Annotated in this window: 16 protein-coding genes; 2 read left to right on the forward strand and 14 right to left on the reverse strand. The window is 36.9% G+C overall.

What is annotated here, in order from left to right; genetic code table 11:
• Positions 1-177: 177 nt before the first annotated feature.
• Positions 178-1,632: a sodium-dependent transporter gene (locus ACJMML_RS01845; protein ID WP_405305700.1), complete on the forward strand. Its 1,455-nt coding sequence runs from the start codon at positions 178-180 to the stop codon at positions 1,630-1,632.
• Between the two features lie 208 nt (positions 1,633-1,840).
• Here the strand turns inward: ACJMML_RS01845 and ACJMML_RS01850 are convergent, their stop codons facing one another.
• The 14 genes from ACJMML_RS01850 to ACJMML_RS01915 all read right to left on the reverse strand — a co-directional run bounded on the left by ACJMML_RS01850 (position 1,841) and on the right by ACJMML_RS01915 (position 12,579).
• Positions 1,841-2,779, reverse strand: a complete 939-nt coding sequence (locus tag ACJMML_RS01850; protein ID WP_405305701.1) for a bile acid:sodium symporter family protein — start codon at positions 2,777-2,779, stop codon at positions 1,841-1,843.
• Positions 2,780-2,830: 51 nt separating this feature from the next.
• The gene (locus ACJMML_RS01855; protein WP_405305702.1) at positions 2,831-3,220 is read right to left on the reverse strand and encodes a hypothetical protein; all 390 of its coding nucleotides are present in this window, start codon (positions 3,218-3,220) and stop codon (positions 2,831-2,833) included.
• A 43-nt stretch (positions 3,221-3,263) separates the two neighbouring features.
• The gene (locus tag ACJMML_RS01860; RefSeq protein WP_405305703.1) at positions 3,264-3,929 is read right to left on the reverse strand and encodes a DNA alkylation repair protein; all 666 of its coding nucleotides are present in this window, start codon (positions 3,927-3,929) and stop codon (positions 3,264-3,266) included.
• A gap of 1 nt (position 3,930) precedes the next feature.
• Complete coding sequence (locus ACJMML_RS01865; RefSeq protein WP_405305704.1) at positions 3,931-4,350, reverse strand: RNA-binding protein; 420 nt, start codon at positions 4,348-4,350, stop codon at positions 3,931-3,933.
• Between the two features lie 37 nt (positions 4,351-4,387).
• A complete protein-coding gene (locus ACJMML_RS01870; protein WP_303739131.1) occupies positions 4,388-4,945 on the reverse strand; it encodes a 50S ribosomal protein L15e in 558 nt (185 codons plus the stop codon).
• A 217-nt stretch (positions 4,946-5,162) separates the two neighbouring features.
• Entirely contained in the window at positions 5,163-5,648 is a 486-nt protein-coding gene (locus ACJMML_RS01875; protein WP_405305706.1) for a hypothetical protein, read from the reverse strand.
• A gap of 227 nt (positions 5,649-5,875) precedes the next feature.
• Complete coding sequence (locus ACJMML_RS01880; RefSeq protein ID WP_405305707.1) at positions 5,876-6,175, reverse strand: DUF2149 domain-containing protein; 300 nt, start codon at positions 6,173-6,175, stop codon at positions 5,876-5,878.
• A 4-nt stretch (positions 6,176-6,179) separates the two neighbouring features.
• A complete protein-coding gene (locus ACJMML_RS01885) occupies positions 6,180-6,821 on the reverse strand; it encodes a MotA/TolQ/ExbB proton channel family protein (protein WP_405305708.1) in 642 nt (213 codons plus the stop codon).
• On the reverse strand, positions 6,818-7,468 hold the full coding sequence (locus ACJMML_RS01890; RefSeq protein WP_405305709.1) for a peptide ABC transporter permease: 651 nt from the start codon (positions 7,466-7,468) through the stop codon (positions 6,818-6,820). Before ACJMML_RS01890 ends, ACJMML_RS01885 begins: the two co-directional genes overlap by 4 nt.
• 212 nt (positions 7,469-7,680) lie before the next feature.
• Positions 7,681-8,250 (reverse strand): FmdE family protein, encoded by a 570-nt coding sequence (locus ACJMML_RS01895; RefSeq protein ID WP_405297739.1) that lies wholly within the window; start codon positions 8,248-8,250, stop codon positions 7,681-7,683.
• A 9-nt stretch (positions 8,251-8,259) separates the two neighbouring features.
• Positions 8,260-9,063 carry an ABC transporter ATP-binding protein gene (locus ACJMML_RS01900; RefSeq protein ID WP_405305710.1) on the reverse strand — a complete coding sequence of 268 codons (804 nt, stop codon included), beginning with the start codon at positions 9,061-9,063 and terminating at the stop codon, positions 8,260-8,262.
• Positions 9,054-10,067: a FecCD family ABC transporter permease gene (locus tag ACJMML_RS01905; RefSeq protein WP_405305711.1), complete on the reverse strand. Its 1,014-nt coding sequence runs from the start codon at positions 10,065-10,067 to the stop codon at positions 9,054-9,056. The genes ACJMML_RS01900 and ACJMML_RS01905 overlap by 10 nt, the downstream gene beginning before the upstream one ends.
• Positions 10,068-10,075: 8 nt before the next feature.
• Positions 10,076-11,182: an ABC transporter substrate-binding protein gene (locus tag ACJMML_RS01910; RefSeq protein WP_405305712.1), complete on the reverse strand. Its 1,107-nt coding sequence runs from the start codon at positions 11,180-11,182 to the stop codon at positions 10,076-10,078.
• Positions 11,183-11,388: 206 nt separating this feature from the next.
• Entirely contained in the window at positions 11,389-12,579 is a 1,191-nt protein-coding gene (locus ACJMML_RS01915; RefSeq protein ID WP_405305713.1) for a glycosyltransferase, read from the reverse strand.
• 40 nt (positions 12,580-12,619) lie between these two features.
• Between ACJMML_RS01915 and ACJMML_RS01920 the strand changes: the two genes are divergently transcribed.
• A complete protein-coding gene (locus tag ACJMML_RS01920) occupies positions 12,620-13,021 on the forward strand; it encodes a DUF3795 domain-containing protein (protein ID WP_405305714.1) in 402 nt (133 codons plus the stop codon).
• Positions 13,022-13,127 lie beyond the last annotated feature (106 nt).

A 13,127-nucleotide genomic window follows, 5' to 3' on the forward strand; every position in this document is an offset into this window, starting at 1 on the left:
TATCAACCATCAATTAATGTTTCTCTTAAAAAAAATAATGTAATGAATTTTTACATCATCGAATAAATATTCCTTCGCATAATTATAAATAATCCATTAAATAAATGTTAAATTATACAATATTTTTAAAAGAAATACATTATCTGACTATAAAATAAAAGTAACAAAGATGAAAAAATGAACAAAACTTCCCAATGGAATTCAACATTAACATTTATATTGGCCATGATAGGCCTGACCATCGGAATAGGCAATATCTGGCGGTTCAGTTACGTGCTGTATTCCAATGGAGGGGGCTCCTTTTTCATACCTTATGTTATTGCAATCTTAGTCATGGGAGTTCCTTTTTTAATTCTTGAATACGGGTTGGGATTCAGTTTCAAGAAAAGCTTTTCCAATCTGATGCACAGCATTCGTCCGGGATTTGAAATCATCGCCTGGATGCTGGTCCTGTTGGTGTTCATCGTTGTAATCTACTATATGGTCATAATAGGTTGGGACCTGGCATATCTGTTAAACAGTTTCAATTTCGGATGGGGAAACGACCCTGCGTCATTCTTTACAAACTATGTGGGAGGAAGTTCAAACCTATCATCATCCACAACAATAATAGTGCCTACCTTGATTTGTACATTAATATTATGGGCAGTATTTTGGGCAATATCCATCAAAGACGTGGATAAGGGAATCGGTAAATTATCCACCATTTTAATTCCATTACTGTTCACCATAATGGTCTTTATTTTTATTTATGCATTTACCCTTCCGGGATTTCATTATGGAATAAGCATACTGCTCACACCTGATTGGTCGGCACTTTACGACATACATGTCTGGCTTGCGGCGTTCGGGCAGACCATATTTTCCTTAAGCATAGGCCAGGCAATGGTATATACATATGCAAGCTATCTGCCTAAAAATTCTAAATTGACTGATGAAGTGTTGATTGTCGTCATTATAAACTCATTATATGAGATTTTCATAGCCTTTGGGGTATTTTCAATACTCGGATATATGTCAATGACCTCTTCAATACCAATACAGAATCTGATTAGCGAAGGAACCGGATTAATATTCATCATATTCCCACAGATATTCAATACAATGGGAGGAATGGGACATGTCATTGCTCCATTACTGTTCATATCAATATTGTTTGCAGGATTTACCTCTGCCTTTGCACTATTTGAACCATTGCTTTCATCTTTGTGCAATAAATTCGGATGGAGCAGAAAAAAAGGAGTTACAATCCTTACGATTGTTGCATGTATCGGTACAGTTATCTTTTCAACAGGCTCCAGCAGTTATCTGGTAGGAGTCGTGGACAGGTTTGTAAACAATTTCGGAATACTGATTCTTATAGGCATTCAGGCAATAATATTTGGATGGTTCTATGGAGTTGAAAAGGTCATTCCAGTATTGAATGAATTTTCAACATTTAAGGTCGGAAAAATATGGGTGTTTACACTAAAATATCTATTGCCTATCCTTTTAATTATTATCTGGGCATTTGGAGTTGTGGACTTATTCCATAATGAAAGCGCATTCGAAATAATCATATATGCAATCATCACAATTATTGTTGTCGGACTTTCCGTGGCATTTACAAAATTGAATCCTAAAAAATCATGATTTTCGAATTAATAAGAAAATCATCCTGTTTTTCATCATAAGTTTCCAATGATAAACGATCAATATAATCAATTAATGCATTCATCCCTTTAATTTGATGCAAGCGCAATCTCATTAACTTTAACCTTTTTAGAAAATGAATTAAATGTTAAACTGGAATATATATTGTTTGACCACATTTAATGTAAAATTAAAATACTCAAGTTATTCATACATATTTTCTGAATACATATGCAAGAAGTGATCCTGCAAAATTCTGCCAAACGGAATAGAGAGCTCCTGGAACAGTTGCCTGGGACAGGCTCGGAAAGTGAGTCTTTGCAAGACCTGTAGACAATCCTGAATTTTGAAAAGCCAACTCAATTGCCACTGTTATGATTTGCTTTTTACCCATTCCCGCCAGATAGCCGACTCCAAATCCAAGCATCATTGCAATGAAATATTGCAGAATGATGACAAGAATTATTATTGCTGAAGATGTAATGATGGCCTGCTTGTTGGCACCGATTACTCCTGCAACAATCAGACATATCACAATTGATGATATGGCAGGCAGATAATCCTTTAGCCTTTCACAGAAATCAGGGAATTTATAATTCAATATCAAACCTAAAGCAATAGGAATAATCACGATTTCAAGGATGGAAATGAACATGTCAACCGGACTGAAATGGATTTGGTTTCCTATTAGGATTAATGTGATTATTGGAGTCAAAACCGGCGAAATCACAGTGGACACCGCAGTCAGGGAAACTGACAATGCTACATCCCCCTTTGAAAGAAATGTGATTACATCAGAAGCGGTTCCTCCAGGAACAGTTCCAACCAAAATAAGCCCGACTGTCAATGCATCACTTAAAGAAAAGACCCTTGCTAGGGCAAATGCGATAATGGGCATTACAATATACTGTGCTGAAATACCAACACCGATTTCCTTTGGATTTCTAAATACATTGACGAAGTCATCGGCCTTCAAAGTGGTTCCCATTGTAAAAAGAACAATGCTTAAAAGCAAGTTCAATACATTTATTCCATTATAATTACTCAATACCCATTGAAAAGAGTTAGGATAAACTAAAGAAACCGCAACGGCCAGCAAAATAATTATGAAAAAATATTTTTCAATGAACTTAAAAATCCCTTTCATGATTAATCATTGATTTTTATAATTTAAAAAAATTATCATTAATCTCAAGGATTAATTCGGAACTACTGATACATTTCCTTCAAATGTGCATCCCTGGTACTTGTCATGGCCTGCAAATGTAAAATCACCATAGTAATTGTCCTTTCCTGCATCAGGAAGATATTGGGCATTTTCAATTGTGAATTCACCATTCTCATCCGTGGTGACATCTACAAGGGTTCCCATTTCATGACCTGGCTTGTGGAATGTTATTGTCTGGTTTGCAACACCCATTCCGTAAGCGTCAACCAGCATTCCTGAAAATGAGCCGTTTTCAGCCACTTCAGTCTCGTTTATCATTATGAAAGTGGCCACATCATTGTTGAACTGGAACCAGAACACTCCCATGCAGATTACAAAGGCAACCAACAATATTATCAGATAATAGCTTTGCTTTTCCATTTAACCACCTTGATAGTATATTGGAAAAACAATAAAATAAAGTTTACTTAAACTTTGACTGGACCTTTTCGCTTTCAAGTTCCCTGATTGCACCACGTGCAACCCATTTGCTTGCCTTATTGTCCATTTCCAGTATTTCATAAGCAAGGTTCAAGGCTTTTCTGTTGTTTTCCAAGTCAATCTTTCCGATTTGCCTTATCGCCCAGTTGACCGATTTCTTAACGAAATTTCGGTTGTCCTTAGAGCCTTCCTTTAGAATATCAAAATACATTTCAAAATCGGATTCCTTTTCATGAACTGCCAAAACAGCTACCAGGCTGAATGCTGTCCTTTTGACAAATTCCTCATCCGAATCACACCAGATGAAAATGTTTTCACGAGCTTCGGGGATGAATCTTAACAGGTTAATGCATGCCTGGTCAACCAAATCCCATGAATAGAATGTATTGACCCAATCATCCAATTGCTCGGAATCGACCTTTTCGCTCTCCTCCACTAATGTTGCCAAGAGGTAAGTCTCATGATATCCCTGATTCCAAAGTTTCAATGCCAAATCATGGTTTTTACCACACTGCTTTGCGACTTTTCTAATCTGAGGAAGCCTCAACCCATAACTCCTGACATAGTGAATGCCGAACTTTTTCATGTTTTCGGCAAAATCAACATCTGACAATCTTTCAAATTCCTGAATGATTTGATCAAATTCCATTTTAATCGTTTAAAATAGCTTCACGGACCTTGTCAACTGCAATCTCTTTTTTTGCAGGATATGCTGCAATCTTTATCTTGAGATGAATTGCATCGCCCTTATCCAAAATGGTCCAGATTTCATCCAGAGCGTCCTCTTTATCGAATCTTAAAAACCAGTTACCCTTTTCATCGGTCTTGCGCTCTAAATCATCATTGAGTTTTTCCAAATCTGTCCACTCAAGGAGAGTGTTAAAAAAAGTCTTTGTGTATCTTTTCTTGGATACAACACCTGATAAGATTATGATCTTATCTTCAAGTAATCCCTCAGCTTCCTCGGCTTCGATTTCAGCTTCAGGCAAAATGTTTAAAATAGCTTGAGAAATCTCATCAACGCTTTCATCTTCATAAACGAAAGCCCTGAATTTAATATTATGAATCATCTAAATCAAAAAAAATAAAAAAAGGATTGAAGAAAAATTAGATTTTTCTTCTTCTGGCTTGTTCAGAGCCTTTTCCTTTAGATTTGATTCCACGTCCTTTGTTACCAGCACTGGTTAAGCCTCTGAGAGCTCTGTTAGTGTGTTTTTTGGAACAGATCCAATTGATTTTTTTATCGTTAACGATAGAAGGACTTTGTGGATCTACTAAAATTACTTCATAATATTTATGTTTTCCTGTAGACCATACCCAGTAGGAGTTCAATACTTCTAAGTTAGGGTATTTTTTAGCTACACGTTCTTCAGCAATTCTTTGAATGGATTTTGCTTGGGTAATTTTGTTTACACCCATTCTTTTAGGTTTACGACCATTGAAACGACGGGTTTTCCTTCTTCCACCACGTCTTACTCTGGTTCTTACTACAATGAAACCTTTTTTAGCTCTGTAACCTAAACTTCTAGCTCTGTCGAGTCTGGTAGGTCTGTCAATTCTTTGAACTGCTTTTTGTTTGCTCCATTTTGGAGCCCTTTGCCACATGAGTTCACGTACGTAGGACTCATCTGGGTTTTTCCATGCGTCTCTAATATATTTATACATAAATAACACCTTTTTGTTCAGCCACGAAGGCCACATCCATATGGGAACTTATCCCAAAAAAAGTAATTATCACTGCTAAAAAATAACAGTAATCAAATATTTGTTTTATGCATTTATAAATGTATCGTAAAAATAGATTATTCAAAGAGAAAAATTAAAAAATTTTTAAAAAGAGGAGTCGAAGCAGGATCTGAAATCCTGCTTGTAAATTATAATTCTATTTTCTTTTTAATACTGCACAACTGCCTAAAACTGCACCAACTGCTAATAATGCTAAGATTGGGTTACCGGTTTCTAACATTGTATGGGAGGAAGTTGCATTAGCTGTCATGTTTTGTGATACAGAGTCGGATACTGGTTCTCCGGTAGCAGCATTTTCTAAAGTTTCATTGTATTGGCTGCCAGCATATCCGCCTTGTTCATCTACATCGTATTGGCTGCCAGCATATCCGCCTTGTTCATCTACATTATATTGGCTGCCAGCATATCCGCCTTGTTCATCTTCATTATATTGGCTACCTGCCCAACCAGTTTGGTTATCATCGCTGTATGGACTATCCACCCATTCTCCAATGTCATCAGCATAGCCTAATTCATCATATCCAGAGTCACCATATGCATCAGCTGCACATGCTGCACCAGCAGATGCAATTACACAAAATATTGCAAGTAAAGTTAATAATAATTTTTTTGAAATATCCATAATATCACCCATTAATAATTTGATAGGTGCAGTGTTAATCACATTAACACTTCTTGGCACAAGTAATTGTATGAACAAGACCATATATAAATGTTTTCGAATGTAAGTGCTTACTTGCATCTTAAAATTAATAAAAATGAAATAAAAATAGTTATTTTATTAAATGAAGAAATTTAAAATAAAATAAGATAAAAATAATGAATTATAAAGAAAAAAAATTAAAAAAATTAACCCGATACCATCACAAGCTCACCGGTGGTCGGATCCTCATACACTTTTCCGACCTCACTGTAGCCGCTGTCTTCAAGCCCACCCGCATCAGTGTAGTTCTGTGAAAATGTTTCCGCAGTTGAAACATCCTGTGTGGTTTGTGATTGCGTAATCATATCGGGATTTGCAGACAATGCCATTATTGCAAAAATCAAAAAGCCCAATGCCAAAACAAGCATCGCATCGGAAAGGTTATTTAACCCTCCCATCGGGTCGTCATCAACAGAATCTGAAATCCTTCTTCTCTTTCTAAGCATGAAATCACCATTTGTTTATAGTTTCAAGTTCCGCTTCAGCAACGGTCTCCATATCTATCAGTTCTGTTTCATACCATTGCTTTTTATATTTTGAAACGAAAAAGGCAACAGCACCTGCAGACAATCCTGTAACTGTTGTGTCAAAAGCTATTGTCAAGGATTGCGCAAGGGTTGCAATGTCTCCAGTACCAAGAGCTGCCAAACCCGGACCTAATGGGATTAATGTACCCAGCAAACCCAAGATAGGACCTACACGCACAATAATGTCTGTCTTGTTGGTCTTTTTAATCAGTCTGGTTTCCTCTGCTGAAATCAATTCGCCGGCTAGAGCCTTTCTGGCCTCCGGTCCGATATCATGATTATCGGCAATCCTTGTCAGGACTTCCTTTTGATAATCAAAAAGACCACTATTCTTAATTTCATCTTTCATTTGGTCTACATTGGCTGAAAATGAAACCCTTCTTACTAAATCTTCCAAATCCCTTGATGTGATTGGTTTTCTTGAAATATATTCATTAATCAAACCTCCGAAAGCCAGGATAACAATGACCACAACTATTATAATCAAAATCACAACCGGCGTCAGCAGGCTTTCAGAAATTATATGAATCAATGAGGTTAACGTTTCGGTTCCCTGAATTATCATGAATTTCCCCCTTTACTATCATTTATAAGTACGCCTACAACCAAAACAACAATAATTCCTATTATAACATAGATCAGCTGGTATGTCGGAGTCAAAATCAAAAATGAACGGAACATTGTGTAATCTAAATTTAAAGTGGAATTATAGGTCAATGCGAAAATAAACATCAATACTGCAAACAGGGACATGTATTCCCCCACAATAACAGGATACTCCCTTTTTGCATAATGCAATAATTTTGTAAGCTGATAAACAATAAATAAAACAACAAATACAAATAAAGAATACAATAAGATGGTGAAAATATCTAAAGTCGCCTGAGAGGCAAATAAAACCATTGAAATTAAGAATGTGATTATCACCGCATACAATGATGCCTTAAAGTTATCCTTTTTCACATAACATATCAATGAAACAATGATTATCAATGCAATTATCAGAAAAATATAACTGAAATTATCCAGCAGGAAAGCCAGATTGGCATTCAGAAATCCTGAAACATATATCAATGAAAAAGAGACGATAAAGGATATTGAGGAAACCAATATTAATTTAATATTATTAAACTTATAGTTTCCTAGCATCAAAGCAATGTTGGCAGTGAACAAAACCAACAGCAATAATAGATAACCTCCAATCAGATCCATTTTCAAACCCTTAATATTCTTTATCTAATTAAATATTAATCAACATGAATATATAAACATATCGTAATGCATAATTAAAAAATAATTTAATGAGTTTTATGAGTTTGATTTGGATAAATAAGAAATTAGAATTAGTTTAAATTAAATTGAATAAAAAATTTTGATAAAAAATAAAAAATATAAGGAAATAATCAAGAATAAAAATATCAAAGTTATTCTTCAATTATTTCGTAGTAAGACCCTTCGGCACAGGATTTGCAGACCGGCTTTCCACCAATCAGCTTATGCCTTCCATCAGAAACCTTTTCACCACAAACTGAACAGAACGCAGTGGTATAAGGTTTGCCTGGCATGTCTCCAGGACCCAATTCGATTCTTACCTTGTCGACTTTGAACAATTCTTCAGGAGGAGTCCTTCTGAAACGTGCAATCATTTCCTCTTTGGTTTCCTCATCCTTGAATTTCTTGTTTGCATCAGCATCGGTTATCCTTAAGGCCTCGCCTGTGTCCTGGTTGTAGAATGTTGCTGCAAACTTGCCGTAATACATCTGCTTTAAGGTTCTTTTACCCATGGAACAACCTGTAACTGACTGGACGGCATCAGACATGCATCTGTCGATTTCCAAAAATACGATTAAGTTTTTATGCCTTTCGTTTAACGGCATTCCAAGCAGCTCCAAACCATACATCGCAAGCTTTGTTCCGATAGCTATTCCGCCACAAACGTGTCCGTGGAAATTGGCCGCCTTTGTCAATTGTTCGTCATAGTCTTGTTCATTCATATTATCACCTTATAAATCTAGTTTTAAATTTGTTTTCATTGGTACACATACTTTTCTTTTATTGTCCAATTCAATAAGTTTAACATCAATCGAATAAGCCTTCTTCAGGTTTTCTTCGGTTACAACATCATCAGGGCTACCGAAATCGATGAATTTCCTATCTTTCATTATAGCCACTTTTGTTGAGCTTAAGAACGCATGGTCTGGAAAGTGTGATGACATTATTATTGACAAACCGCTCTTTGCCAGATTGTCAATGATTTCCAGCAATTTTATCTGATTTCCAAAGTCCAAATGGGAAGTCGGCTCATCCAGTATCAATATGTCCGGCTTTTGGCACAGCACCCTTGCAAGGAATACCAGCTGCCTTTCCCCACCGCTCAAATTGGTATACTCCTTATCTTTCAAATCTTCAATTCCCAATGTCTTAAGCGCGTCCAGAGCTATTTTTTTGTCCTCATCCTTTGGGGAATCAGTCAAATTGAGGTATGGCGCCCTTCCCATCAACACAACATCAAATACCTTAAATGGAAATGAAGGAACGTGGGCTTGTGGAATATATCCAATATGTTTTGAAATCTGTTTGAATGATAATATTTTGATGTTTTCGCCATTGATGAGAATTTCACCGGAGTTAATTTCATGCAATCCATTGAGACACTTAATCAAAGTAGTTTTTCCAGTACCATTTGGCCCCAGAATACATAATACATCTCCCTTTTGGATGGAAAAGCTGATATCTGAAAATATTTCCTCACCATCATAGTCAAATGAAATATTTTTCACTTCAAACAAACTGTCATCTACGACCATTCTGAATAACCCCTTTTAAGTAAGTATAGGAAAATCGGAACACCTATGATTGCTGTTAAAATCCCAATTGGAATCTCGATTGCAATCACTGCACGGGATATGTTGTCAATCAAAAGCAGAAAACTGGCACCCAGGCTCAATGATGCAGGAAGCAGTATCCGATTGTCCGGACCCACAATCATACGGGCCATATGGGGAATGATCAAACCAATCCAGCCGACAATTCCACTTATGGAAACCGCTGCTGAAGTTAATAACGTACAACCTGCAATTATAAGCAATCTTATTCTTGAAGGGTTTAAACCCAGGGATTGAGCTTCCTCATCACCCATTGCAAGCAGGTTCATATGCCATCTCAAAGCAAGCAGAACTGCAAGGCCTATTATTACAGGCACTAAAATCATGAACAGCTTATCTGCATTAATAGAAGCCAATGATCCCATCAGCCAATAGACAATCTCAGGCAGTTTATCGTCAGGGTCCGCAATGAACTTAATGGCTGAAATCAGCGCATTGAAAAATGCTGATATTGCAACCCCTGACAATACCAAAACAAGTATTCCGCCAGCCTTATATGTTCTTGATATTAAATAAGTGGCTGAAACTGATATCAATCCAAAAATAAATGCAAAAATTTGGGTTACGATATTTGCACCACTGATTAGAATGGCAAGAGCCGCTCCAAAGCCCGCACCGTTGGATACCCCCAAAAGGTCAGAGGATACCAATGGGTTCTTGAATATTGACTGGAATGCTGCACCTGAAATCGCAAGACATGCCCCGACTACAATGGCTCCAATGATTCTTGGAAGCCTTATCTCATAAACGATTGTTGTTATTGTGGGGCTCACTTCCAATTGTGGAAAAACAGGACACAGTATTGTATTGACGACATCAATCGGGCTGATAGGGTATCTTCCAAGCAGAAATGATGCAAAAAATAAAACTATTGGAAAGAAGATTAAAAGTATGATACTTATAATCTCTTTTGTCTCCTTATCCATGTCCATCCCTATAGATTTGATTCCTTAAGTCCTGAATCCAACAGGATTTCTTTTGCCTGATTATCACTCAAATCAAAGTGATAGAAATTGCTGTAGAACTCCTTAGTGGTATCAACCATGTTGATGTCCTTATAATCATCAGGGTAAAGTATCTTTGCTGTCCATGGAACTCCAATAATCATGTTTGCTCCAACAGGCCTGTCGAACCATTTGAATGGGGACTGTGGAGACAGGTAAACTTCCTTGTTTTTAACGGCATCAAGTTTTCCCCAATTTGAATCTGAATAGACCTTTGCATAGAATTCAGGGTCATTTGTTATGATTTTGTCAGGATTCCAGCTCAGCACCTGTTCTATTGATACCTGAACTCCGCCTGTAGTGTTTCCCTGAGCAACTGAATCGGCAACATTTTCCCCTCCAATCAGATCAATCAACTGCCCGTGTGTAGAGTGTGAAGGAGTTGTCTGAAGTCCATCGTCCCCCTGAGCATAGTAAACCTTAACCTTATCTGAATCTGAGAGTTTGGATGACCTGTCATGAACAATATCCAGGTACTTCTGGTTGAAATCGTTCAATTCCTTTGCCTTGTCCTGAGCTCCGACGATTTCACCCATAAAGGTTATTGATTCGCTGACCTTTTCAACATTTGTAGTGTCCTTTACTGCAATTACAGGTATTGTTCCGAACTTTTCCTGCCTTTCATTGACGGTTGATGAATCACCGTCACCGCCTTCGTCAATGGATTCTATGACAATGTCCGGCTCTGAAGCGATGAACTCCTCATAGCTGCCGTCCTGTGTTCCATACCATCCTCCAACAACAGGATAGTTTTGATATTGACTTGGAACATATTTCATTTCGTCATCTGTCCATTGGAAGTTGACAGCTTTCAGTTTGTCCGGCGCAATCATGTACAACACTGTAGTCATCGGAGGACTTGTTGCTACTACATTGCTGACTGAAGCAGGGATTTCTATATCCCTTCCAATCATATCTGTCACATTTTTAGAACCGACAGTTTCAACGGTCGAAGGTGTTAAAAACATGTGAGTAGCAACTCCCGCTACCGCCAAAACAACCAATAAAAGCAATATTACCTTAATTTTCTTTTCCATTTATAAACCCCAAAATATATTTTATCGATAAGAATATATATTCATGAAGTTATTTAATAAGTTTTCTAAAATATCGAAAGTATTTATATACTAAGCAGTTTAATTATAAAAATTATAAAAATAGTTTAAAAAACAATTATATGAGATAAAACTTAATTATGAATTAGAAAATAAATTTTAAGAAAAAATTATCGTTGTAAAGTTGTTTACAATAACTTTTTCATAGCCTCTTCAAATTTATCGGTGATTACTTCCCAATCATTTGACTTTACATATTCACGGGCATTGCTGGCAATCTCATCATATTTGCCATTATCCAGAATGTCTTCAACAGTTGTTAAAACTTCAGATGCCTCCTGAATATACTCAATACCGTTTCCGTATCCGAATTCCTTGGAAAGTCCAGGCAGTTCAGAGGCGATAACCACTTTTTTCATTGCCAGATACTCATAAATCTTAATCGGCACAATATCCTGCATTATCGGCTCGTCTATGTGTGCCGGAAGCAGACAGAAGTCGGCTGATGCCAAAAATTCAGGTATCTTTTCAAAGGGTTGCTTTCCGGTTAAAATTAGCTGGTCTGCCATATCATATTCATCGCGGATTTCACACATCTCATCATATGCATCACCATCACCGACGACCAATATCTTATAATTTGGATATTTTTCCTTTGCCTCACCCAATGCTCGCGCAAGCTCCTTCATTCCTGCAAATTCATAAATCCAACCCATGAAGAACAACACAATGTCATCCTCGGCAATGCCGTATTCCTTTCTTATTGCAGAATCATCCAAATCAGGGTCATAGCTTGCCAAATCGATTCCTGCATCAATCAGTATTGTTGAGTTTTCCTTGGCTCCCACAGAATAAGCGAATTCAGACAACTTCTTGTTGATAGTGATAACCAGATCTGCATTTCGGATTGTTTTTTCAGTGAATTTCTGTCCGAGCTTTTGAAATGCCTTTTCGGGAATCAATGCATATATCACATCAATGAAATAATACACAAATGGAATATTGTGTTTTTTGGCCAGTTTTGAAGCGTTATAAGAGTTCAAGATGCCTAATGCCAATATAATGTCCGGCTGAAATTCCTCGATTTGATGTTCTATTTCATGCTTATGGGTGAAAAACAGTGTTGCATAGTTTAATCCCTTGATTTTAATGAAACCCGGTCTGATGACTTCAATGTTTGTATCTTCCTTAATTTTTGAAACGTTTTCATGCACTTCCTTGTGATAAATCAAGCCGGAATCATCATCGTTTGGCCAGTCAATCGGATAATCAATTACCTTAATCTGATGGCCCCTTTCAGCCATCCTCTCCATCAAGTGATGCTGCTGGTGAGGATTTCTCTCCAGCCAGTCGGACTCTTGAACAACTAAAATCTTCATGGAGTAATATTTATTAAAAATTAAATATATAACTTTCTTTATGAAAATGCCTGAAACCTTAGATTCCAAATTATTAGCTCCCTGCGGGATTAATTGCATTAGTTGCGAAAGATTTCAAAATCCTTGTGCAGGCTGTTTGATCAGTGATGATGGCAAAAATAAGGCCAGCTTGAAGTGCAAGATTAAAACTTGTTTTGACAAAAAGAATTTCAGCTATTGCGGGCGCTGCAGTGAGTTTCCATGCCCTCAACTTAAAAAACACTCCAAAAAATATGTCAAAAGGCACAACCTCGATACCTTGAGTTCTGCAAAAAGAATCAAAACCACAGGCATTGGCCGCATGATGAGCGAGGACCGTGAAAGGTGGTTATGTCCGGAGTGTGGAGGAGTTGTGAAATTCCAGACAAGAACCTGTTCAGAGTGCAGATATGAAATCGATTAAATGAAATTCATGATGAATTAAATTATATATGATAATATTACTTGATAATTTAATTGAATCTAATTACCATATAAATGGTTTTGATTTAAAAATAGAAAAAAATGAT

It is taken from the genome of Methanobrevibacter sp. (assembly GCF_045130115.1).
Lineage (GTDB): Archaea > Methanobacteriota > Methanobacteria > Methanobacteriales > Methanobacteriaceae > Methanocatella.

What these genes read in the sequence shown, in the direction of transcription:
- ACJMML_RS01845 (WP_405305700.1), top strand. Translation starts at nt 178, where the DNA reads ATGAACAAAACTTCCCAATGGAATTCAACATTAACATTTATATTGGCC.
- ACJMML_RS01850 (WP_405305701.1), bottom strand. Translation starts at nt 2,779, where the DNA reads ATGAAAGGGATTTTTAAGTTCATTGAAAAATATTTTTTCATAATTATT.
- ACJMML_RS01855 (WP_405305702.1), bottom strand. Translation starts at nt 3,220, where the DNA reads ATGGAAAAGCAAAGCTATTATCTGATAATATTGTTGGTTGCCTTTGTA.
- ACJMML_RS01860 (WP_405305703.1), bottom strand. Translation starts at nt 3,929, where the DNA reads ATGGAATTTGATCAAATCATTCAGGAATTTGAAAGATTGTCAGATGTT.
- ACJMML_RS01865 (WP_405305704.1), bottom strand. Translation starts at nt 4,350, where the DNA reads ATGATTCATAATATTAAATTCAGGGCTTTCGTTTATGAAGATGAAAGC.
- ACJMML_RS01870 (WP_303739131.1), bottom strand. Translation starts at nt 4,945, where the DNA reads ATGTATAAATATATTAGAGACGCATGGAAAAACCCAGATGAGTCCTAC.
- ACJMML_RS01875 (WP_405305706.1), bottom strand. Translation starts at nt 5,648, where the DNA reads ATGGATATTTCAAAAAAATTATTATTAACTTTACTTGCAATATTTTGT.
- ACJMML_RS01880 (WP_405305707.1), bottom strand. Translation starts at nt 6,175, where the DNA reads ATGCTTAGAAAGAGAAGAAGGATTTCAGATTCTGTTGATGACGACCCG.
- ACJMML_RS01885 (WP_405305708.1), bottom strand. Translation starts at nt 6,821, where the DNA reads ATGATAATTCAGGGAACCGAAACGTTAACCTCATTGATTCATATAATT.
- ACJMML_RS01890 (WP_405305709.1), bottom strand. Translation starts at nt 7,468, where the DNA reads ATGGATCTGATTGGAGGTTATCTATTATTGCTGTTGGTTTTGTTCACT.
- ACJMML_RS01895 (WP_405297739.1), bottom strand. Translation starts at nt 8,250, where the DNA reads ATGAATGAACAAGACTATGACGAACAATTGACAAAGGCGGCCAATTTC.
- ACJMML_RS01900 (WP_405305710.1), bottom strand. Translation starts at nt 9,063, where the DNA reads ATGGTCGTAGATGACAGTTTGTTTGAAGTGAAAAATATTTCATTTGAC.
- ACJMML_RS01905 (WP_405305711.1), bottom strand. Translation starts at nt 10,067, where the DNA reads ATGGATAAGGAGACAAAAGAGATTATAAGTATCATACTTTTAATCTTC.
- ACJMML_RS01910 (WP_405305712.1), bottom strand. Translation starts at nt 11,182, where the DNA reads ATGGAAAAGAAAATTAAGGTAATATTGCTTTTATTGGTTGTTTTGGCG.
- ACJMML_RS01915 (WP_405305713.1), bottom strand. Translation starts at nt 12,579, where the DNA reads ATGAAGATTTTAGTTGTTCAAGAGTCCGACTGGCTGGAGAGAAATCCT.
- ACJMML_RS01920 (WP_405305714.1), top strand. Translation starts at nt 12,620, where the DNA reads ATGAAAATGCCTGAAACCTTAGATTCCAAATTATTAGCTCCCTGCGGG.